The sequence below is a fragment of the Erwinia papayae genome (assembly GCF_058241465.1).
Window position 1 is genome coordinate 1077748 of the sequence record NZ_JBZCHT010000013.1, and the last position, 23688, is coordinate 1101435.

Here is a 23688-nt window from a genome sequence, read left to right on the forward strand (position 1 = left end):
TCCCTCCCGTGTGTCACACGCGACAGAAGATATTTTTAAATTATTGTAATAAATGATTATTTATCCGGATGGTGTTGCGGCGGAAAAATCCTTTTCTCTGTTAATTCCCTGTGCTGTTTTTTGTGTTGCCTGCGCGGTAAGCCGTTGCAGCATTTTCCACTGGAACCGGGCCGGGAATTAAGACACTCACACTGAAGATAAAACTGGAGAGATTTTATGAAAAACGCATTTGACCGCCTTATTGACGGGCTGGTTAAGGACTATGGCGTAGCGCCATTTGAAGAAAAAAATCACGACGACGAGGTGTATTGCTTCACTTTTGAAAACAATATATCAATCAAAGTTTATCAGGATGACTCCCGATGGGTTTATTTCCTGGCTGAATTTGGCAGCTGCCCCGAATTAAAAAAAGAAACATTAGCAGAATTACTTTCCCTCAATCTATTCAGCTTCAGAAAGCCTTTTCTGACGCTGGGAATCGATGATGAAAATACGGGTGTGCTGCATACCAGAGTGCCATTAATCGAAGTTGATAATGTTGAAATGAGGAGGATTTTCGAAAACACAGTGAAAACAGCCAGCGGTATTAAAAAACAGTTTAACTTTCAGAATAAGGAATAAAGTCATGGGTAACGTATGCGGTTCCTCCGGATCTCATCATGTTTACAGTCCTCAGTCGAGTCACCGGTATGCTTCAGGCCAGTCAACGCCTGCCTACAACAGCTCCGCGCAGTCAACGCCAGTTCGTCATACACCCTCGCATTCGAGAGCATCCGGCAGCGGTGGCGGTGAAAGGCTGACCTCCGTTTATCAGCTTTCCAGCAAAGAAAGAAAAAAATTCCTTAACAATCATGATCCAATGAAAAAATTTGGATTGAACAAAAATACGCCGGTTTACAGAACGACTGACCGCTGCTATGTGGATGAGGACGGGATGATGGCGGGTAACCCTCATTCCGGCGCATTAATTAAGATGCATGAGGAATTGATGCCTAACCCATATGCGGAAAGTAATGGTTTCCGTCCGAACGAAGCGCGGGCCTATCTGCCAAGAAGAGAGAGCGCCCATAATTTAGGTGTGCCTTCTTTAAATGTCATGGTTGGTCCTGGCGCACTTGGCTCAGTAACACGTTATGCTAGTGGTCATGATTCACGCGTAACTACCAAAATGAGGCTGGGGGATTTCCTTGACCGTGGTGGGAAGGTTTATCTGGACTATTCTTCAGCCGCAGGAAACGGTACTTCCACGGCCCCACTGCTGGTCACTCTGCCAGAAGGGCAAAAAGTGCCGGTAAAAATAGTCTGAGATTAGTACTTTCTTATTACTGGCTGGCTTAACAGCGGAAATCACGCTGCTGTTTATTGCCCTTGTGAACCTGTATTTTGTTGCCTGTCATGATGGTGGAGTGTGTGTATGCCCACTATCATGATTTTTCCTGCGCAATAATGTTCCTGATCTTTCCCTTTTGATAAATAACCCTTCCCTTCAACCGCCTTGCTGACCATTTTTGTGCTGGTGTCAGCATCCGGACATAGCCTTATGTTTGCCACATCAGAGACAATTCAAGCTGTTATCACACAAACTTATCATTATCACAGCCTCGCTCTGGCTGGGTGACGCCGAAACTGTATTGGCAGGGATGATGTTTTCCGTGACTGATGCTATCAGCCTGTCGTCAACGGGTGAGCCTGCAACTGCTATGAGTCGGGGGATACACTGCCGCACAGGCTATCGGGAACAACTGCCGGAAGATCAACCTATCTGAATTTGTTCTGACTGAAGTCTTTTTTATTTTTAACATTTCATACACACTGATTAACGGTAAATAAACGTAAACGATTCATCCTGTTCCGTACTGCAAGGACGGGCTTTGACGCCCTCATCATATTCTTTCTGATGGGGCTTACTGACTGTGAAGGACTTCCTGTAATCAGAGGGATTCAGGAGATAACAAGAGGTGAAAATGACAGGACAGATAGCGCGGATTGCCGGGCCCGTAATGGCCGGATTGTTGTGCTGGCAGGGCGCAGTGGCGGCCCAGGCGGCACCACCGGTATCATATGGCGTCGGTGCCGATACCTTTCATCCGGTGAAGGAGCAGCACGGCATGGTGGCATCGGTCGATGCTACCGCCACGCAGGTCGGCGTGGAGATCCTGAAACAGGGTGGCAACGCGGTGGATGCCGCAGTGGCGGTCGGTTACGCGCTGGCGGTAACGCATCCGCAGGCCGGAAACCTTGGCGGTGGCGGCTTTATGATGATCCGCACCGCGTCAGGCCATACCACCTCAATTGATTTTCGCGAAATGGCCCCAACCCGAGCCAGCCGCGATATGTTCCTCGATGCTCATGGCAACGCCGACAGCAAAAAATCTCTCACCTCGCATCTGGCTTCCGGCGTACCCGGCACGGTGGCGGGCTTTGCACTGGCAAACAAAGAATATGGCACCTTACCGCTCAGTAAGCTGATTGCACCGGCGATCAGGCTGGCTGACAAAGGGATTGTGGTCAACGAGTCGCTGGCCGACGATCTGAAGGTCTATGGTAAGGAAGTCCTGCTCAGCCATGACAACAGTAAAGCCATTTTCTTTAAGCCGGATGGAACGCCTTACCTGCGCGGGGAAAAGCTGGTACAGCGTAATCTGGCGCACAGCCTGACGCTGATTGCGAAGCAGGGACCGGATGCTTTCTACAAAGGGGCGATTGCTGAGCAGATTGCCAAAGAGATGGCGGCCAACGGCGGGTTGATTGATAAAGCGGATATGGCTAACTACAAAGCCGTGGAGCGCAAACCGGTTAGCGGCAGCTACCGTGGCTATGAGGTTTACTCCATGCCGCCTCCGTCTTCCGGCGGGATCCACATTGTGCAGATCCTCAATATTCTTGAGAACTTCGATCTGGCAAAAATGGGCTTTGGTAGCGCCGATGCGATGCAGGTGACAGCGGAAGCAGAAAAATATGCCTATGCCGACCGTTCCGAATATCTGGGCGATCCCGATTTTGTGAAGGTGCCGGTACAGGCGCTGACCAGCAAAGCTTATGCGAAATCTCTGGCACAGCAGATTGATATCAATAAGGCCCGTCCTTCCGCGGAGATCAAGCCAGGCAAGCTTGCACCTTACGAAAGTAATCAGACCACCCATTTCTCGGTGGTGGATAAGCAGGGTAATGCGGTTGCGGTCACCTACACGCTGAACACCAACTTTGGCAGCGGCATCGTGGCGGGGAACAGCGGTATTCTGATGAATAACGAGATGGATGACTTCTCCGCCAAGCCGGGCACGCCAAACGTCTATGGTCTGGTGGGAGGCGAAGCCAATGCGGTACAGCCTTACAAACGTCCGCTCTCTTCTATGTCACCCACGATTGTGGCGAAAGATGGCAAAACCTGGTTGGTGACGGGTAGCCCTGGTGGTAGCCGGATTATTACCACCGTGCTGCAAATGGTCGTGAACAGTATTGATTACGGCATGAATATTGCGGAAGCGACCGCCGCGCCGCGTTTCCATCATCAGTGGTTGCCAGACCAGCTACGGGTGGAAAAAGGGTTCAGCCCGGATACCCTGAAGCTGCTGGAAGCGAAAGGTCAGCATGTAAAAGTGCTGCCTGCGATGGGCAGTACGCAGAGCATTATGATCGGTCCGGATGGCACCCTTTACGGCGCCTCCGATCCCAGAACGATTGATGATCTGACCGCCGGTTATTAGCGGCCGTACAGGTGTGGTCGGTGATTTGTCGACCGCGCCTGTCTGTTCAGGGGCCCTACTTGCCATCGATCAATCGTCCGGTGTAGGGAGTGCAGCACGGGTTTACCGTGCCGCTATTGCATTCATTCACAGCATAATCAACTGACTCATTCCGTCAGACGACTGATATCTTCGTAACAATCCCTCACGCCATAACACAATAATCTATTTATTCAGCCTGTTGATGGAACTGAATGCGCAAATATCACACTTATTCATCGAAATTGAAGGGATAGAAAAATCATTCTGCATCTGGTCTACAGATGGGTAAAAAATTAAGACATGCCATCATTATCCTGATAAAAATCATGAAAATGAGGTGTGCTTTTAGTATTTAAAAATTTAGCTGTGATAGCGAAAAAGATAAAAAGCAATTCAATATTCGATAATTAAGTAAGGAGTTAAATCATGGGTAATATTTGTAGTTCCGGTGGTTCCCACTACGTATACAGTCCGCCTGTCAGTCCCCGACATGAGTCTTATTCTTCCGGACCATCATCCCCGATCGGTTATGCCGGAGGGCAGGCTATCACCTCGATACATCAACTTTCTGAGCAGTCGAGAAATGAGTTTCTCGACTGTCATGATCCAATGTCTAAATTCGATCTGGATTCAGAAACCCCGCTGTACAGAACGACCGATAAAAAATTTGTTAAAAATGGCAAGATGGCGGGTAATCCCAATTCCGGAGCATGGATTGAACAGCCCGAAGAGCTGACAAGCAATCATTTTTTACAGGCTTATAATTTGCCAGCGGACGATTCGCGTGCCTATTTGCCAAAACAGATACCTGCTTCAGATTTGCCGCACCCTTCTTTAAACGTGATGGCCGGTTCTGATGCAAGGAGTGCGATCGGCAAGTATACCCGAAACGGTCATGTTGCCGTAGAGATGCGGCTTGGTGATTTCCTCGAAAGGGGTGGTAAGGCTTACACCGATGTTACTGCCGCTGCCAGCAATGGCGAGACAGCCACCGCATTGATTGTCACCCTGCCCGCAGGGAAAAAAGTACCTGTTCGCGTATTGGGAGATTAATGTTCTTAAGCCAGATAAAATCCAGCTTTGGAAAGTGTTATTGACCTGTATCTTCAGTTGTGGATATTTACCACATATCGTATTTCATAAAAATATGGATATATTTTTTCAAATGATGCTGCCGGTAAGAGTCATTAGCTAGTTCTGCATGATGAATATTGATTTTTTATAAAGAGAAATAAATGGTTTGCGAATTGACTGACTGATAAAAAATGCGCGTAATGTTCTGGACGAAAAATAACAGGGTGCTTCACATTTTACTGTTACCACACCCTTTCCTGATTATGATTCTTTTAGTCTGGCCATATACAGCGTATCCACCAGCTGGCCGTCACGCATTGCATGGCGGCGAGCCAGCCCTTCGCTTTCAAAACCAAAACGCTGATAGAGCCGGATGGCCGGTTGATTATCGGCAAACACCGTCAGCTCAATGCGCGTCACGGAAAGCCAGTTATCGCACAAGCTGACCATTTCCTGCATCAGCGCACTGGCCACGCCGCGCTGACGGTAGTTGCTGTCCACGCAGATGCCAAAAGAGGCGGTATGGCGACGACGGGCGCGGCTGTTAACCTCCAGGGCCAGATCGCCGACCACCACCTCGTCAATACAGGCCACCAGCCGTTGTTTACCCGGTTGTAGCTCCGCCAGACGTGAATGAGTGAGTGACAGAGAGGGGTGAGGGATCTGTAGCGTATTGGCATAAGTCTCCGGCTGGCTGAGGATGCGATGCAGGTCGCTGGCATCTTCCGGGGCAGCGTGACGGATTACGATCTCATTCATCTTCTCTCTCCATATGGTTAATAATCCTCTTCAACATCAGGGGTTTTCAGTTTTAATTCAAGAAAAAAATTCCCCGGAAAAACTTTACAAGTGCGAATGATAATGATTATTATTGTCGTGCTTTCCCGGCGAGGACTTCACGGGCCTGTCAGGAAAGCACGACATTGCTCACATTGCTTCCAGTATTATTTAGCCAGCACAGGTGCTGGCTTTTTTTTGCCCTGCGTTTACCGGCATCTGCCACACTGATTATCCTTCGCTTTTCTCATCGAATATTTTGAACAGAGGAGACAATTTTCTCCACTATCATCCGGATCACAAGCGGTTCAGACTGGACACACATGTTGAGGAGGATTGCAGATGATTTATTTACGTAAAGCAGAAGAGCGCGGCCATGCTAACCATGGCTGGCTGGACAGTTGGCACACCTTTTCCTTTGCAGATTATTATGATGCCAGTTTTATGGGCTTTTCAGCGCTGCGGGTGATTAACGAAGATGTGATCGATGCAGGGCAGGGCTTTGGCACCCATCCGCACAAAGATATGGAGATCCTCACTTATGTGCTCTCCGGCACGGTGGAGCATCAGGACAGCATGGGCAACAAAGAGCAGATCCCGGCCGGTGAGTTTCAGATTATGAGCGCGGGAACCGGCGTGCGTCACTCTGAATACAATGCCAGCAAGGATGTGCCGCTGCATCTGTATCAAATCTGGATTATCCCGGAAAAAACCGGTCTGGCACCACGTTATGCACAGCGCCGCTTCGACCAGGTGCAGGGGCGTCAGCTGGTGCTGTCGCCGGATGCCCGTGACGGGTCGCTTCAGGTCTTTCAGGATATGACCTTATCGCGTTGGGCGCTGAAACAGGGCGAGAAAGGGGATGTGCAGGTTGATGCGGGCCGCCGGGTCTGGATCCAGGTGGTAAAAGGAAACATCAGCCTTAATGGTGAGCAGGCGTCACGTAGCGATGCTTTCGCGGTCTGGGACCAGCCCAGTCTCGCCATCGTTGCTGAGAGCGATGCGGAAATTCTGCTGTTCGATTTGCCCCCTGTCTGAGGTCGTTGGGTGCACTTTGCTGCACCCTTCACCGTTTCCACACCATTTTTGTTACACTCCTGCCATCTCCCCCTGACTTTCATAAAATAATGAAGAAAAAAAGACCGGTGCTACAGGACGTTGCCGATCGTGTCGGCATCACCAAGATGACCGTCAGCCGCTATCTGCGCAATCCCGGCTAGGTATCTGTTGCCCTGCAAAGCCGCATTGCTGCGGCATTGGATGAACTGGGCTACATCCCTAATCGTGCGCCCGATATCCTCTCTAATGCCACCAGCCGTGCGATTGGCGTGCTGTTACCGTCGCTGACTAACCAGGTGTTTGCTGATGTACTGCGCGGTATCGAAAGCATCACCGACGCGGCGGGCTATCAGACCATGCTGGGCCATTTTGGTTACAGCGCGGAAAAAGAGGAGCTGCAAATGCGCTCGTTGCTGGGATGGAACATTGACGGGCTGATCCTCACTGAGCGCACCCATACGCCTGCCAGCTTACGCATGATTGAGACCGCCGGGATCCCGGTACTGGAGATGATGGACTGCGTTTCGCCCTGTCTCGATCTGGCCGTTGGCTTTGATAATGTCGAAGCGGCGCGTCAGATGACCCGCGCCATTGTGCAGAAAGGACACCGTCGGACAGTTTATCTTGGTGCCAGACTGGATGAGCGCACCCTGCTGAAATATCAGGGCTATGAAATGGCCATGCGCGAAGCCGGACTGGAGCCTCGCAGCGTGATGATGGAAGATGCTTCGTCATTCAGCCTTGGCATCACCCTGCTGCTGGAAGCACAACGCCGTTATCCGGACACCGACAGCCTGTTTTGTACCAATGATGACCTGGCTGTCGGTGCCATGTTTGAATGTCAGCGCCAGGGGCTGCGCATACCTGAAGAGATGGCGATAGCCGGATTTCATGGTCATGATATTACTCAGGTGGTGACCCCACGGCTGGCAACGGTACTGACCCCGCGTGAGAGAATGGGCCGTGAGGCTGCGGCGCTGTTGCTGGCGAGGATCCGTGGCGAGCAGAGTGGTTCACAGCAAATTGATGTGGGTTTCAGCATCTCGGAGGGGGGCAGCATCTGATTTTTCGTATCCGCAACGTCTGGCGGCTTTAACTCTCTGTGCTCTCATGTTCTGAAACAGTCATTTTTTTGAACCCTCTCACATTTAGCAGCTTTTTTCCGGCCAGCTGTTGCCATAGCGGCCAGGCCTCCAGACAATGTTACCGATAACATTCCGCTAACACTGAAAGGCAAGGTCGCTGACCGCCAGACTGGAGCAACAATATGAAAGCATCCTCTTCGTCTCATCATGTGTTTGTCCTGATGGGTGTCTCGGGTAGCGGTAAATCTGCCGTAGCCAGCGCGGTGGCACACCAGCTTAAAGCGGCATTTATCGATGGCGATTTTCTGCATCCTCGCGCCAATATTGAAAAAATGTCGGAAGGGCATCCGTTGAACGATGACGATCGTAAGCCCTGGCTTCAGGCGATAAACGATGCGGCTTTTGCCATGCAGCGCACCAATGAGGTCTCGCTGATCGTCTGCTCTGCGCTGAGAAAACGCTACCGGGACAGCCTGCGAAAAGGCAATGAAAATCTGCGTTTTATCTATATGAAAGGCGATTTTGCCACCATCGAGACCCGCCTTCGCGCGCGCAAAGGACACTTCTTTAAGCCGCAAATGCTGGTCACACAGTTTGATACGCTGGAAGAACCGGGCAGCGACGAAAACGACGTGCTGGTGGTAGATATTAATCAGACGCTGGATCAGGTCGTGGCGGCCACCATTTCTGCTATCGAAAAGACAACAAAAAAATAAGTTGGGTATATGGCTACTGCAACACTGGTGTTAACGGCGGCGGGTTCCGTATTACTGCTGCTGTTTCTGGTTATGAAGGCGCGTATGCACGCCTTTGTGGCACTGATGTTAGTCTCTGTCGGTGCCGGGGTGTTCTCCGGCATGCCGCTGGATAAAATTGCCGATACCATGCAGAAAGGCATGGGAGGCACGTTAGGCTTTCTGGCTATCGTTGTCGCGCTGGGCGCGATGTTCGGTAAAATTCTGCATGAAACCGGCGCGGTGGATCAGATAGCGATAAAAATGCTGAAAACCTTTGGTGAAAGCCGGGCGCACTATGCGATGGGCATTGCCGGTTTGATTTGTGCGCTGCCGCTGTTTTTCGAAGTCGCGGTGGTGCTGCTGATCAGCATTGCTTTCGCCGTGGCGCGGCGCACCAAAGGCAACCTGGTGAAGCTGGTGATCCCGCTGTTTGCCGGGGTGGCTGCCTCTGCCGCCTTCCTGCTGCCAGGCCCTGCACCCATGTTACTGGCGTCTCAGATGCATGTGGATTTCGGCTGGATGATCCTGCTGGGAGCCTGTGCCGCTATTCCGGGAATGCTGATTGCCGGCCCGCTGTGGGGAAGTTTTATCAGCCGCCACGTTAAATTCACCCTGCCTGCCGACACCTCTCATCCGGAGTTTGACGAGCACAAATTACCGTCATTTGGTTTCAGTCTTTCGCTAATCCTGTTCCCGCTGGTGCTGGTCGGGCTGAAAACCATCGGTGCGCGTTTTACCCCCGAGGGCAGCACGCTGTATGCGTGGTTGGAGTTTATTGGTCATCCGTTTATCGCCATTCTGCTGGCCTGCCTGCTGGCGATCTATGGCCTGGCATACCGTCAGGGGATGGATAAAGATCGGGTAATGAAGATCTGCGGCAGTGCGTTGCAGCCTGCGGGGATTATCCTGTTGGTGATCGGCGCAGGCGGCGTGTTCAAACAGGTGCTGGTGGATTCAGGAGTGGGCCCGGCGCTGGGCAATGCGCTGACCGGAGCCGGCCTGCCGGTAGCGCTGTCGTGCTTTATTCTGGCGGGAGCGGTGCGCATCATTCAGGGATCGGCGACGGTAGCCTGTCTGACGGCGGTGGGTCTGATCATGCCGGTGATTGAGCCGCTGCACTACTCTGGCGCGCAGATGGCGGCGCTGTCACTCTGTATTGCAGGTGGCTCAATTATTTTCAGCCATGTCAACGACGCGGGTTTCTGGTTGTTTGGCCGCTTTACCGGCGCAACCGAAGGCGAGACGCTGAAAACCTGGACCATGATGGAAACGATTCTCGGCACCACCGGCGCGATTATCGGCATGATTGCGTTCGAACTGCTCTCCTGAAGCTGTGGTTTCAGGCCATGACTGGCAAAGCAATGGCGTGATTTCAGTGCGGCGAAATCACGTTTTTTACCGGCTAAAGCTGCTGCCTTACTCTGTCGACTTCTGTGGTTCAACTGAGCGAACCACAGAAATCCTGTTCAGAATTTCAGATAGGCCCGCACGCCGTCGAGGAACATCTGTGTTGCCAGCATAATCAGGATTAAACCCATCAGCCGCTCCAGCGCATTCATCCCCTTTTCGCCCAGCAGACGCAGGAACAATCCTGACAGCAGCAGCACCACCACCGTTGTGCCCCAGGCAATCAGCAATGCGCCAACCAGGTGCGACATCTGGTCCGGATACTGATGCGACAGCAGCATTAATGTCGCAAGCAGCGAAGGTCCGGCCACCAGCGGTATGGCCAGAGGCACCAGAAATGGCTCCTCACCGGCAGAAAGACCGCTGCTACTGCTTTCGTGCGAGGGAAAAATCATTTTGATGGCGATCAGAAACAGGATCACCCCGCCGGAAATCGATACCGTCTCCGTGCGCAGATTGAGAAAGGCGAGAATTTTTTCACCGGCGAACAGAAACAGCAGCATAATCACTAACGCGATCAACATTTCGCGGATCAGCACCACCCGGCGGCGTTTCGGCTCCAGATGCTTTAAAACTGACATAAAAATCGGCAAATTGCCGAGGGGATCCATAATTAACAACAATAATATTGTTGCAGAGATCATTTCAGTCATCGTTATTCTTCTCTTGTTAACCCGAGTTGTTGCACGTTATCTACCCTTCCGATTGCAGGTGCGCTGGCTGCATGAGCGCACTGCCAGTCACCTGGCAGAGTAAGCGCCGGGGATTTACTCGCTGGGCACCTTCCTGCAACCCGAATTATTTTGGGTATAAGCAGCATTGCTAAAAATTTACCGCTCATCGATTTAATTCACTTGCCACTTTTTCAGCATTTTGTAAGGTATGGCAGATCTTCATTACATTCATTTTAACAGGCCAGACATCACCGACGCCGCCAGTTGGCTTTGCCGCAGCGTACCCGATACTGATACGGAGTGCGAACAGTGTCGCAAGACAGCGTGGCCCTGAAGGGAATCTGGAGCAGGTACAACATGAAAACTGTAGGGCTTATCGGTTGGCGCGGCATGGTGGGTTCCGTGCTGATGCAGCGTATGGTGGAAGAGCGTGATTTTGACGTTATCCGCCCGGTGTTCTTCTCCACATCTCAACACGGCCAGGCTGCCCCGGCATTTGCCGGTAAGTCTGCGGGTACGTTGCAGGATGCGTATAATCTTGATGCCCTGAAGGCGCTGGATATTATCATCACCTGTCAGGGCGGTGACTATACCACTGAAATTTATCCAAAACTGCGGGCAGCTGGCTGGCAGGGATACTGGATCGATGCGGCGTCCACGCTGCGTATGAAAGAGGATGCGCTGATCATTCTCGATCCGGTTAATCATCAGGTTATTCGTCAGGGGCTGGAGAAGGGCATTAAAACCTTCGCCGGGGGCAACTGTACCGTCAGTCTGATGCTGATGTCATTGGGCGGGCTGTTCGCCAGCGATCTGATCGAGTGGGTTTCGGTTGCCACCTATCAGGCGGCATCCGGTGGCGGCGCGCGTCATATGCGCGAACTGCTCAGCCAGATGGGTATGCTGCATGACCATGTCGCCCAGGAGCTGCAAAATCCGGCCTCCGCCATCCTGGATATTGAACGTAAAGTGACCTCGATGAGCCGTGAAGGGGTTCTGCCTGTTGATAACTTTGGCGTTCCGCTGGCAGGCAGTCTGATCCCGTGGATCGACAAGCAGCTGGAAAACGGACAGAGTCGTGAAGAGTGGAAAGGGCAGGCAGAAACCAACAAAATTCTGCAACCTGCTGCACTGATCCCGGTAGATGGTTTGTGTGTGCGCGTCGGTGCCCTGCGTTGCCATAGTCAGGCCTTTACTCTGAAGCTGAAAAAAGACGTTCCGCTGGCTGACATCGAACAGTTGCTGGCTGCGCACAATGAGTGGGTTAACGTAGTGCCAAACGATCGTGAGCTGACCATGCGTGAGCTGACACCGGCAGCGGTGACCGGCACGTTGAAAACGCCGGTAGGTCGTCTGCGTAAGCTGAATATGGGGCCGGAATATCTCTCCGCTTTCACCGTGGGTGACCAGCTGTTATGGGGGGCTGCGGAGCCGCTGCGTCGGATGCTGCGTCTTTTGGTGGACTAAAATTAATGGTGCCTTCATCAACAGAAGGCACCAAAAAATTTTCCCGGAATTATCTTGTCGAATCTGACATTCCATAACTAAAAATTTTTTGGCGAGCAAAAAATCTTCTCTGTAATTAAGAGCGCTCAGTCTGGCAGGCTGTTCTTAATGCACGGAGATTTTCGGACATTTTTTCTGTGTTCTCTATCGCGAATCACCCGGCAAAAAAACTGATGAAGCGATCATTACTGCAAATCTTTATCCCGCCAGCAATACTACAGGCTACACTCTCTGCGTTAAAATTAACCATCTGTTAACCCTCACTTGCAGTTACATTGATTTTACATATCAATAACAAGCCCCGTTTGCTCTGTTTCCCGCTATTTGTCTCTGAAGACAAAAAAATTTCGCTGTTAAACGCTATTTTTCACCATTCTTTGCTGGCTTTAGTTGCACCCTGGCTATGCTTAAAACAGCGTAATTTTTTTGGCTCAATGAAGAGCAGTTCATTCCTCGCCACTCCGGCCTGAGCGAATCGCCTGCCAACCATCACGGGAAGACAGACATGTCAGAGCTTACTGATCGCCGGCTGATCGATACTTTAATTTCCGGCTATTTTGCAGATCCATTTTCACTCCTCGGTATGCATCAGACTGAAAACGGTCTGGAAGTGCGGGCGCTGCTGCCCGACGCCACCGAAGTCTGGGTGATTGAAACTAACACCGGGCGCAAATGCGCACAGCTCGAATGCCTCGATTCTCGCGGTTTTTTCCAGGGTGTGGTGCCGCGCCGTAAAAAAATGTTTCGCTATCAGCTGGCCGTCACCTGGCACGGCCAGCAGAATCTGATTGATGATGCTTACCGTTTCGGTCCGCTACTGGCAGAAATGGACAGCTGGCTGCTGGCTGAAGGCACCCACCAACGCCCATGGGAGACGATGGGTGCCCATGCTGATGTCATCGATGGCGTTATCGGCACCCGTTTTGCCGTATGGGCTCCCAATGCTCGCCGGGTATCGGTGGTGGGTGACTTCAACTTCTGGGATGGCCGCCGTCATCCGATGCGCTTTCGACAGGAAATTGGCGTGTGGGAACTGTTTGTTCCCGGTGCGGTTCAGGGCCAGCTGTACAAATTTGAAATTATTGATGCTCACGGCCAGCTGCGGCTGAAATCCGATCCCTACGCCTTTGAGGCGCAGATGCGACCGGAAAGTGCCTCGATGATTTGTGGCCTGCCGCCAAAAACGCCCATGTCTGAAGAGCGCCAGCGTGCCAATGATTTTGATGCGCCCATCTCGATTTATGAGGTGCATCTGGGCTCCTGGCGGCGTCATACCGATAACAATTTCTGGCTCAGCTATAAGGAACTGGCAGAGCAGCTGGTGCCCTATGCCAAAGAGATGGGCTTCACCCATCTGGAACTGATGCCAATTAATGAACATCCCTTTGATGGCAGTTGGGGCTATCAGCCCACCGGCATGTATGCCCCAACCCGGCGTTTTGGCACCCGCGATGAGTTTCGCAATTTTATTGCCGTTGCCCATCAGGCCGGTCTGAACGTGCTACTGGACTGGGTTCCTGGTCATTTCCCGGCCGATGATTTTGGTCTGGAGAAATTCGACGGCACTGAACTCTATGAGCACGGCGACCCGCGCGAAGGGTATCACCAGGACTGGAACACGCTGATTTATAATTTTGGCCGCCGTGAAGTCAGCAACTATCTGGCAGGCAACGCGCTCTACTGGATTGAGCGCTTCGGTATTGATGGCCTGCGCGTGGACGCGGTGGCCTCGATGATCTATCGCGACTACAGCCGCAAGCAGGGGGAGTGGATCCCGAACCATTTCGGTGGACGGGAGAATCTCGAAGCCATTGCTTTCCTGCGCTATACCAATCTTACGCTGGGCCATATGGCACCGGGATCGGTGACCATTGCCGAAGAGTCAACGGACTTTCCTGGCGTGTCGCGGCCACCCGAAACCGGTGGGCTGGGCTTCTGGTACAAATGGAATCTGGGCTGGATGCATGACACCCTGGACTACATGAAGCTGGACCCGGTCTACCGCAAACACCATCACAACAAGCTGACCTTCGGCATGTTGTACAACTCAACAGAAAATTTTGTCCTGCCGCTGTCGCACGATGAAGTGGTATATGGCAAGCGATCAATCCTTGATCGGATGCCCGGTGATGCCTGGCAGAAGTTTGCCAACCTGCGCGCTTACTACGGCTGGATGTTTGGCTTCCCCGGCAAAAAATTGCTGTTTATGGGCAATGAATTTGCTCAGGGCAAAGAGTGGAACCACGACATCAGCCTCGACTGGCATTTGCTGGAAGGGGAAGACAACTGGCATCACGGCGTGCAACGCCTGGTGCGAGACCTTAACCACACTTATCGTCAGCACGCCCCGCTCTGGCAGCTCGATTTCGATCAGTCTGGCTTCGAATGGCTGGTGGTGGACGATTTTGATAATTCGGTATTTGTCTTTGTGCGCCGTGACCGTGAAGGCAATGAGGTGATTGTCGCCAGTAATTTTACCCCGGTTCCTCGTCCGGATTACCGCTTTGGCGTCAGCCAGCCAGGTCGCTGGCAGGAAGTGCTGAATACTGACTCCGGTCATTATCACGGCAGCAACGCGGGTAATCTCGCTGCAATCCAGACACAGGCGCAACCCAGCCACAACCGCGAGCACTCTCTTACCGTTACCCTGCCGCCGCTGGCAACGGTCTGGCTGGTCAGGGAGGCAAAATGAGCCCGCTCCAGGCAGGTAAACCCACCCCGGCAGGTGCGCTTTATGATGGCAAAGGCGTCAACTTTACCCTGTTTTCGCCCCATGCGGAGCGGGTGGAGCTGTGTCTGTTTGATCATCAGGGGCAGGAAACCCGACTCGATTTGCCCGCCTGCACGGAGGGCATCTGGCACGGCTGGCTGGCGGCGATAAAACCAGGGCAGCGCTACGGTTACCGGGTGCATGGTCCGTGGCAGCCGCAGGCCGGGCACCGCTTCAATCCCTGTAAATTGCTGGTGGACCCCTGTGCCCGCGAGGTGGACGGTGAGGTCACTGACGATCCCCGTTTTCAGTGTGGCGAAACGGAGCGGGATACCACCGACAGTGCGGCGGTTGCACCAAAAAGTGTGGTGCTGGCCGATGATTTTGACTGGGAAGATGACCAGCCGCCCCGCGTACCCTGGGGGAAAACGGTTATTTATGAAGCCCACGTCCGTGGCCTGACCCGACGTCATCCCGCGATTCCGCCGGAAATCCGCGGAACCTATGCGGCGCTGGGTCACCCGGTGATGATCGACTACTTCAAACGGTTAGGTATTACCAGTCTGGAACTGCTGCCGGTGGCCTGCTTCGCTGACGAGCCACGTCTGCTGCGGCTGGGGCTGACCAATTACTGGGGTTACAACCCGCTTGCGCCTTTTGCGCTGCACAGCCGCTATGCCTCCGGCGTTGACGGCGTCCATCCGCGTAATGAGTTCCAGCAGGCGGTTAAAGCCCTGCACGCGGCGGGAATCGAAGTGCTCCTCGACGTTGTGTTCAATCACACCGCGGAACTGGAGGAAACCGGTCCGACGCTGGCTAACCGTGGCGTGGACAACAAAAGTTACTACTGGCTGGATAGCCATGGGGGGAACGAGAACTGGACCGGCTGCGGCAACACCCTGAATCTCAGTCATCCGGTGGCGATGCGCTGGACGCTGGACTGCCTGCGCTACTGGGTTGAGGAGTGCCACGTTGACGGCTTCCGCTTTGACCTGGCAACCGTGATGGGCCGCACGCCGGAGTATCAGCGTGATTCTGCGCTTTTTCGGGCCATTGAGGCCGACCCGCTGTTGTCACAATGCAAAATGATCGCCGAGCCGTGGGATATCGGGCCGGAGGGGTATCAGGTGGGTAACTTCCCGGCGGGGTTTGCGGAATGGAACGATCACTTTCGTGATGTGACGCGGCGTTGGTGGCTGCATGGTGACATCACCAACGGTGAATTTGCCAGACGTTTTGCCGCTTCCAGCGATCTGTTCCGGCAGCAGGATCGCCTGCCTTCTGCCAGCATTAACCTGATTACCGCGCACGATGGCTTCACTCTGCGCGATCTGGTCAGTTTTAACCGCAAGCATAACGAGGCCAACGGCGAGGACAACCGCGATGGTCACAACAGCAATTTCAGTCACAACCACGGTGTCGAAGGATTGCAGGCCTCACTGCTGATCGTAGAGCACCGCCGCCGCAGCGTTCATGCGCTGCTTACCACTCTACTGCTGGCGCAGGGGACGCCGATGTTACTGGCCGGTGATGAGCACGGACACAGCCAGCATGGCAACAACAATGCTTACTGCCAGGATAACGAACTGAGCTGGCTGGACTGGCAGCACAATGACAGCGGACTGTTTGCCTTTACTGCTGCGCTGATCCACCTGCGCCAGACTATCCCGGCGTTAACCTCAGACCGCTGGTGGCAGCCAGGTGATGGCAACGTTGAATGGCTTGACGCCAACGGACAGCCTCTCGACCCGGCGGCGTGGCAACAGGGTGCTCATCGTTTACAGATCCGGCTGTCCGGTCGCTGGCTTATCACCCTCAACGCCACCGAAGAAGTGAGCGACCTGGTCCTGCCCGCAGGCCAGTGGTACGCCGTTCCGCCCTTTGCCGGGGACGACAACCCGATTTCAGTCACTGTCTGGCATGGACCCGCACACGGTGTGTGCGTGTTTCGCGAACAATAATAACGGGAGTCAGAGATGGTTGCAGATAAGAACGATGCGTTGATGCTGGCCAGACAATTGCCGACGCAAACCGTGGCCCTGATTCTGGCCGGTGGGCGCGGAACCCGGCTGAAAGACTTAACCGCCAAACGTGCCAAGCCCGCTGTTCATTTTGGCGGCAAGTTTCGCATTATCGATTTTGCCCTGTCGAACTGCCTCAACTCTGGCATCCGCAGGATAGCGGTGATCACTCAGTACCAGTCGCACACGCTGGTACAACATATTCAGCGCGGCTGGTCCTTCCTGAATGAAGAGATGAACGAATTTGTCGATTTATTGCCCGCTCAGCAGCGCCTGTCCGGTGAGCACTGGTATCGCGGTACGGCGGATGCCGTGACGCAGAATCTGGATATCATCCGACGTTACCGGGCGAAATACATCGTCATCCTGGCGGGCGACCATATCTACAAAATGGACTATTCGCGCATGTTGCTGGACCACGTGGAAAACGGCGCGAGCTGTACGATTGCCTGTCTGCCGGTGCCGATTGCCGAAGCCAGCGCTTTTGGCGTGATGGCGGTGAATGAGCAGAACCGGGTGGTGGATTTCCTCGAAAAACCGGCCAGCCCGCCGCACATGCCCGGTGATGAAACCCAGGCACTCGCCAGTATGGGAATTTACGTTTTCAACGCTGACTATCTTTATCAGCTGTTGGAAGAGGATCTTTCCGTTACGCAGTCGAAACACGATTTCGGCCAGGACATTCTGCCAAAGGTGGTAGCGACCGGCGAGGCGCTGGCCCATTCGTTCAGCCTCTCCTGTGTGCAGGGCGATTACAGCTCACCACCTTACTGGCGCGATGTGGGTACGCTGGAAGCCTACTGGAAAGCGAATCTCGACCTGGCGTCGGTCACGCCAGAGCTGGATATGTACGATCGTAACTGGCCGATTCGGACCTACATGGAGCCACTGCCACCGGCAAAATTCGTCCAGGATCGATCGGGTAGTCACGGTATGACCATGAACTCGCTGGTGTCGGGAGGTTGCATTATTTCCGGCTCGGTGGTGGTGAACTCTGTGCTGTTTTCACGAGTACGGATCAACTCCTTTTGCAATATCGAATCCTCTGTTCTCTCGCCGGATGTGGTGGTGGGGCGCTCATGTCGCCTGCGCCGCTGCGTGATTGACCGTGCCTGTGAGCTGCCTGAAGGGACGGTAATCGGAGAAAATCCCGAAGACGATGCGCGCCGGTTTTACCGTTCGGAGGAGGGGATTGTGTTGGTCACGCGCACCATGCTGGCGAAGCTGGGCTGGCGCAGCTGATCGCTTAACTGTTAGCACGGTCAGAGAGAGACACAACTGTTTGATGCTGAGGAACGTGTCAGAACGTAATGAAGGAGCCGATAATGCAGGTGTTACATGTCTGTTCAGAAATTTTCCCGCTGCTTAAAACGGGCGGGCTTGCTGATGTTGTTGGAGCATTACCGGCTGCACAGATTGCAGAAGGTGTGGATACCCGGGTGCTGATCCCGGCGTTTCCCGACCTGAAAAAAGGCATTCCTGATGTACAGGTAGTGGCGAGACTGCAAACGTTTGCAGGTTATGTCGAGCTGCACTACGGGCAATACGATGGCGTGGGGATTTACCTGATTGATGCGCCGGGGCTGTATGACCGACCCGGCAGCCCGTACCACGATGAATCACAGTTTGCCTACACCGATAACTACCTGCGTTTTGCGTTGTTGGGATGGATGGGATGTGAAATAGCCTGCGGGCTGGATACCTTCTGGCGGCCGGAAGTGGTCCATGCGCATGACTGGCATGCCGGCCTGACCTGTGCCTATCTGGCGGCCAGAGGACGTCCGGCAAAGTCGGTGTTTACCGTGCACAATCTGGCGTACCAGGGACTGTTCTCTGCCCATCACATGGAGCAGATCCAGCTGCCGTGGTCGTTTTTCAATATGTACGGCCTGGAGTTCTATAACCAGATCTCCTACCTGAAGGCCGGGCTGTTTTATGCCGATCACATCACGGCAGTCAGCCCGACCTATGCGCGTGAAATTACCCTGCCGGAGTACGGCTACGGCATGGAAGACCTGTTAAAGCAGCGCCAGCTGGAAGGCAGGCTGACCGGGGTGCTCAACGGCGTCGATCCGGCTATCTGGGATCCGGAGAATGACCTGCTGCTGACGTCGCGTTACAACCGCGACGTACTGGAAGCGAAACAGGACAACAAGCGCCAGCTGCAAATCGCGATGGGCCTGAAAATTGATGAAAAGGTGCCGGTGTTTGCGGTGGTCAGTCGTCTGACCCGACAGAAAGGCCTGGATTTGGTCCTCGAAGCGCTGCCCGGCCTGCTGGAACAGGGCGGGCAGCTGGTACTACTTGGCGCCGGGGATGCGGTATTGCAGCAGGGTTTTCTGGCTGCCGCCGCCGAATATCCGGGCCAGGTGGGGGTGCAGATTGGTTATCACGAAGCATTCTCCCACCGCATTATGGGTGGCGCGGATGTGATTATGGTTCCCAGCCGCTTTGAGCCATGTGGACTGACTCAGCTCTATGGCCTGAAATACGGCACCCTGCCGCTGGTCCGCCGCACCGGCGGTCTGGCCGATACGGTCAGCGACAGCTCGCTGGAAAATCTGGCAGATGGCATTGCCAGTGGTTTTGTCTTCGAGGACAGCAATGCCTGGTCGCTGCTGCGCGCTATCCGTCGTACCTTTGTTCTGTGGTCCCGTCCGTCATTGTGGCGCTACGTTCAGCGTCAGGCAATGGCGATGGATTTTAGCTGGCAGGTGGCCGCTGTGGCCTACCGCGATCTCTATCAACGTCTGTTGTAATCAGGAAATGGGAAATTTGATATGAACGCACCTTTCTCCTATAACGCGCCCACGTTGAGTGTGGACGCGCTGAAGAACTCGATTGCCTATAAACTGATGTTTACCCTTGGTAAAGATCCTTCCATTGCCAACAAACATGAATGGCTGAACGCCACCCTGCTGGCAGTACGTGACCGGGTGGTGGAGCGCTGGCTGCGTTCTAATCGGGCGCAATTGTCGCAGGATGTGCGCCAGGTTTACTATCTGTCGATGGAGTTTCTGGTCGGGCGGACGTTGTCTAATGCCCTGCTGGCCATCGGCCTTTATGAGGATGCCAGTGCCGCACTGGACGAAATGGGTTTCGATCTGGAAGAGCTGATTGAAGAAGAGTGCGATCCTGGCCTGGGTAACGGTGGCCTGGGGCGTCTGGCGGCCTGTTTTCTCGACTCGCTTGCCACACTGGGGCTACCGGGACGCGGCTACGGAATCCGCTACGATTACGGCATGTTCAAACAGAATATTATCGACGGACAACAGGCGGAGTCACCGGATTACTGGCTGGAATACGGTAACCCCTGGGAATTCCAGCGCTTTACCACCCGTTACAAGGTACGTTTCGGTGGACGTATCCAGCAGGAGGGCGTTCGTTCGCGCTGGCTGGAAACGGAGGAGGTGCTGGCGACGGCCTATGACCAGATTATCCCCGGTTTTGATACTGACGCCACCAATACACTGCGGCTGTGGGGAGCACAGGCCAGTAATGAAATAAACCTCGGCAAGTTTAACCAGGGGGATTATTTCGCGGCGGTGGAGGATAAAAACCATTCGGAAAACGTCTCAAGGGTACTTTATCCCGATGACTCAACCTATTCGGGGCGAGAGCTGCGTCTGCGCCAGGAGTATTTCCTCGTATCGGCGACGGTGCAGGATATCCTCAACCGCCACTGGATTATGCATCATACCTTCGAAAATCTGGCCGAAAAAATAGCGATCCATCTCAACGATACGCATCCGGTACTGGCCATTCCGGAGCTGATGCGCTTGCTGATTGACGAGCACAAATACACCTGGGATGACGCTTTCGAAGTCACCTGCCAGGTCTTCTCCTACACTAACCACACGCTGATGCAGGAGGCGCTGGAAACTTGGCCGGTGGATATGATCGGCAAGATCCTGCCTCGTCACTTGCAAATTATTTTCGATATCAATGACTACTTCCTGAAAACGATTCAGGATTACCACCCGGATGACTGGGAACTGTTATCACGGATTTCGATTATCGATGAGAACAACGGGCGGCAGGTGCGCATGGCGTGGCTGGCGGTGGTGGTCAGTCACAAGGTGAACGGCGTTTCTGAACTGCACTCCAATCTGATGGTGCAATCGTTGTTTGCCGATTTTGCCGCGCTGTTTCCGGGGCGGTTCAGTAATAAAACCAATGGTGTTACGCCGCGCCGCTGGCTGGCGCTGGCGAACCCGTCGCTGTCAGAGGTGCTCGACGACACTATCGGTCGTACCTGGCGTACCGAGCTCAGTCAGCTGGATGAGCTGAAACAGCATATCGACTACCCCAGTTTTCTGACCAGAATCAGTGATTCCAAGTTACGCAATAAGAAGCGGCTGGCGGAGTACATCGGCCAGAAGATGGATATCGTTATCGACCCCCATGCACTGTTCGACGTGCAGATTAAACGCATCCATGAATACAAACGTCAGTTGCTGAACGTGCTGCATGTGATCACCCGTTACAACCGCATCAAAGCCGATCCGCAGGCGAACTGGGTGCCAAGGGTGAATATTTTTGCCGGTAAGGCGGCCTCGGCCTATTACATGGCCAAGCATATTATTCATCTGATCAATGATGTCGCCACGGTGATCAACAGCGATCCACAGGTAAAGAATAAGCTCAAGGTGGTATTTATTCCGAACTACAGCGTAAGCCTGGCGCAGATCATCATTCCGGCGGCGGATCTCTCTGAACAGATCTCGCTGGCGGGCACGGAAGCTTCCGGGACCAGCAACATGAAGTTTGCCCTTAACGGTGCGCTGACCATCGGCACGCTGGATGGAGCGAACGTGGAGATGCGCGAGCATGTCGGAGAAGAGAATATCTTTATTTTCGGCAACACCACGCCAGAGGTCGAGGCGCTGCGCCGTGACGGTTACAGCGCGCATACGTTCTACGAACAGGATGCGGAACTGCATCAGGCGTTGACGCAGATCGCCACGGGTGCCTTCAGCCCACAGGAACCGGGTCGTTACCGTAATATCTTTGATTCCCTGGTGAATCTGGGTGACCACTATCAGCTGCTGGCTGACTACCGCAGCTACGTGGATACCCAGGACAAAGTGGATGAACTCTATCGCCAGCCGGAAGAGTGGACGCGGCGTGCGCTGTTGAATATTGCCAATATGGGATACTTCTCTTCTGACCGCACTATTCAGGAGTACGCCGACGATATCTGGGCCATTAAGCCGGTGCGTTTGTAGTAGCGTTTAAAGGCTGTGCCGTAAAGAATTTCTAATTTTACGGCATGGCCTTATATTTTTTGATGCATTACATATTAAAATGGAGGTATAAAACCTGAACAAGTTTATTATGCAGGGAATTAATAATCATCTATTAATTCACGCTGTATTGATATAAACACCCCCGTATACGATCATATATCGAGGGTGCAATAACGGTTAACTACTGATTGCCAGTTTAAGTGCGGATTTAAAATTCTTCAGGCTCTCCCAACTCTGATAATAAATTACTCTCTATTTTTTTTAATTTTAATAAAGCAAATGTAAATCTGATTTTCCTTACTTGTGGAACTTCACTGTGTGAGATTACCTTATCGAATTCACCTATCTGACGTCTGATAAGATCCAGACCTTTTTTATAAGAAATGCCTGTTAAAACAATATTCATCCAGGTATCCAACTCTTCACTGTTTAGTGTGGGCAATTCTTTTTTATTGTACACGAAATACAGATCTGCAAAATCGCTTCCCTCTTCGGATTTTTTACGATGGGCGGACAGATGGCGGCTGGTGCTATCTTCAGCCAGCTTCATGTTATTTATTGTCTGTTCATCAACTTTATCACCAGAAAGATGATAATTGCTTTTTTCGAGGAAACCTGAAGTCGAGTAAAGCAACAAGCTGGTACCCCCTCCTTTTTCACTAAGTTCGGTGCGAAGCGATTCCAGGGGACCTCTTTTTTTACCTGCAACACGATATATCCAATCTTCTTTCAGGTCATTAGATACAAAAATGACACCTTCCTTTTTATCTCGGGCAACAAGTTCGAGAATTTCACTCCATATATACCAGTCACCAAACTTCGAGAAGTATTCTGTTCCTTTATAGTGGAAGGTTTCCTCTTTTTTTTCTTTTTCATCTTCAAAGCCAGGCGGTATTTTGTTTTTGTACCTTTTCAGGCCAGACTCTGAGAGTTTTTTTATATGTTCACCAGAAGGTTCGTCTCCTGTTCGATCGCCTGTCAGGAGCTCAATTTTGTCCCGAATAGTATCGTGGTGGGTAAAAAAATCAGCTTCATCAATCCTGTTTTTTATATTGTTTTCGACAAATTTCGTGATTCTTTCTTCAAACTCATTTCTCATTGCTTCAAATTCACTCTGAAGTTCCGGATAACGTTTTATAGTCTCGATGAGTTTTTTTTCGAAGGTTTCTGGATTAACGGCATTTATTACGCGTGATTTTGTCTCACTGCCAATATTGTCAAGTTCGGTCACATGGGCTTTGATTGCATTAAGACGGTTGCGCTGAAATTCCAGGCAGATATGAAATGGAAGCCACACTCTTTCTTTGATTTCTTCCCAACGACTGAAAAAAATATTCCGGGTGTTTTTTTCACAACGATACAATGTGAGTAATGTATTCGTATCAAATATGAAGACGGTATTTTTTGCTGACCAGATTTCTTTTTCACGAATTTCATCAATGCCATAGAAACCAGAAAATTTTTCTTTCATTTTTTCCTCTTAAACGAGCGAGAATAATTTAATTTAACAGAATAGTAGCATTGTTATAAAAAAATTCAGGGTACGCCAGAGGGTTTAGAGAAAATTATGCGCTCAGACTAAAAAGGAATGCGTTTGACAGCATTACTCAGTTTTTTTATGCAGGATGTCAGCAATAAAAAAGGGCGATACATCGCCCTGT

16 protein-coding genes and 1 pseudogene are annotated in these 23688 nt (G+C 52.3%); 14 read left to right on the forward strand and 3 right to left on the reverse strand.

The annotated features are described in order from the left end of the window. The first annotated feature begins 216 nt into the window (after positions 1-216). The 4 genes from AC3RPL_RS21040 to AC3RPL_RS21055 all read left to right on the forward strand — a co-directional run bounded on the left by AC3RPL_RS21040 (position 217) and on the right by AC3RPL_RS21055 (position 4781). Positions 217-621 (forward strand): CesT family type III secretion system chaperone, encoded by a 405-nt coding sequence (locus AC3RPL_RS21040; protein ID WP_490741435.1) that lies wholly within the window; start codon positions 217-219, stop codon positions 619-621. A 4-nt stretch (positions 622-625) separates the two neighbouring features. Continuing rightward, complete coding sequence (locus AC3RPL_RS21045; RefSeq protein ID WP_490741436.1) at positions 626-1306, forward strand: AvrPphF family type III effector; 681 nt, start codon at positions 626-628, stop codon at positions 1304-1306. Between the two features lie 658 nt (positions 1307-1964). Then, a complete protein-coding gene (ggt, locus tag AC3RPL_RS21050; RefSeq protein WP_490742106.1) occupies positions 1965-3707 on the forward strand; it encodes a gamma-glutamyltransferase in 1743 nt (580 codons plus the stop codon). A 447-nt stretch (positions 3708-4154) separates the two neighbouring features. Beyond that, on the forward strand, positions 4155-4781 hold the full coding sequence (locus AC3RPL_RS21055) for an AvrPphF family type III effector (protein ID WP_490741437.1): 627 nt from the start codon (positions 4155-4157) through the stop codon (positions 4779-4781). Positions 4782-5063: 282 nt separating this feature from the next. Here AC3RPL_RS21055 and AC3RPL_RS21060 read toward each other — a convergent pair whose 3' ends face one another. Beyond that, positions 5064-5561, reverse strand: coding sequence for a GNAT family N-acetyltransferase (locus tag AC3RPL_RS21060; protein ID WP_490741438.1), 498 nt, complete (start codon positions 5559-5561; stop codon positions 5064-5066). 360 nt (positions 5562-5921) lie between these two features. On the opposite strand from AC3RPL_RS21060, the gene AC3RPL_RS21065 reads away from it, so the two are divergent. The 4 genes and pseudogenes from AC3RPL_RS21065 to gntU all read left to right on the forward strand — a co-directional run bounded on the left by AC3RPL_RS21065 (position 5922) and on the right by gntU (position 9789). Further along, positions 5922-6617: a pirin family protein gene (locus tag AC3RPL_RS21065; RefSeq protein ID WP_490741439.1), complete on the forward strand. Its 696-nt coding sequence runs from the start codon at positions 5922-5924 to the stop codon at positions 6615-6617. Positions 6618-6706: 89 nt separating this feature from the next. Then, positions 6707-7702: pseudogene (gene gntR / locus AC3RPL_RS21070) on the forward strand (gluconate operon transcriptional repressor GntR). A gap of 203 nt (positions 7703-7905) precedes the next feature. Continuing rightward, complete coding sequence (gene gntK / locus AC3RPL_RS21075; RefSeq protein ID WP_490741440.1) at positions 7906-8439, forward strand: gluconokinase; 534 nt, start codon at positions 7906-7908, stop codon at positions 8437-8439. Between the two features lie 9 nt (positions 8440-8448). Then, positions 8449-9789, forward strand: a complete 1341-nt coding sequence (gntU, locus tag AC3RPL_RS21080; RefSeq protein WP_034934252.1) for a gluconate transporter — start codon at positions 8449-8451, stop codon at positions 9787-9789. A 137-nt stretch (positions 9790-9926) separates the two neighbouring features. On the opposite strand, the gene AC3RPL_RS21085 is transcribed toward gntU, so the two are convergent. Next, positions 9927-10520 carry a YhgN family NAAT transporter gene (locus AC3RPL_RS21085; RefSeq protein WP_490741441.1) on the reverse strand — a complete coding sequence of 198 codons (594 nt, stop codon included), beginning with the start codon at positions 10518-10520 and terminating at the stop codon, positions 9927-9929. A gap of 378 nt (positions 10521-10898) precedes the next feature. Between AC3RPL_RS21085 and asd the strand changes: the two genes are divergently transcribed. The 6 genes from asd (at position 10899) to glgP (ending at position 22006) form a co-directional block, all read left to right on the forward strand. Then, positions 10899-12008, forward strand: coding sequence for an aspartate-semialdehyde dehydrogenase (gene asd / locus AC3RPL_RS21090; RefSeq protein WP_490741442.1), 1110 nt, complete (start codon positions 10899-10901; stop codon positions 12006-12008). A gap of 544 nt (positions 12009-12552) precedes the next feature. After that, on the forward strand, positions 12553-14739 hold the full coding sequence (gene glgB, locus AC3RPL_RS21095; RefSeq protein WP_490741443.1) for a 1,4-alpha-glucan branching enzyme: 2187 nt from the start codon (positions 12553-12555) through the stop codon (positions 14737-14739). Beyond that, positions 14736-16718: a glycogen debranching protein GlgX gene (glgX, locus tag AC3RPL_RS21100; protein ID WP_490741444.1), complete on the forward strand. Its 1983-nt coding sequence runs from the start codon at positions 14736-14738 to the stop codon at positions 16716-16718. The genes glgB and glgX overlap by 4 nt, the downstream gene beginning before the upstream one ends. A gap of 15 nt (positions 16719-16733) precedes the next feature. After that, positions 16734-18020, forward strand: a complete 1287-nt coding sequence (gene glgC, locus AC3RPL_RS21105; protein ID WP_490741445.1) for a glucose-1-phosphate adenylyltransferase — start codon at positions 16734-16736, stop codon at positions 18018-18020. An 83-nt stretch (positions 18021-18103) separates the two neighbouring features. Continuing rightward, complete coding sequence (gene glgA, locus AC3RPL_RS21110) at positions 18104-19537, forward strand: glycogen synthase GlgA (protein ID WP_034934243.1); 1434 nt, start codon at positions 18104-18106, stop codon at positions 19535-19537. A gap of 21 nt (positions 19538-19558) precedes the next feature. Beyond that, positions 19559-22006: a glycogen phosphorylase gene (gene glgP / locus AC3RPL_RS21115; protein ID WP_261642527.1), complete on the forward strand. Its 2448-nt coding sequence runs from the start codon at positions 19559-19561 to the stop codon at positions 22004-22006. 229 nt (positions 22007-22235) lie between these two features. Here glgP and AC3RPL_RS21120 read toward each other — a convergent pair whose 3' ends face one another. Next, a complete protein-coding gene (locus AC3RPL_RS21120; RefSeq protein ID WP_490741446.1) occupies positions 22236-23498 on the reverse strand; it encodes a PIN-like domain-containing protein in 1263 nt (420 codons plus the stop codon). Between the last annotated feature and the right edge of the window lie 190 nt (positions 23499-23688).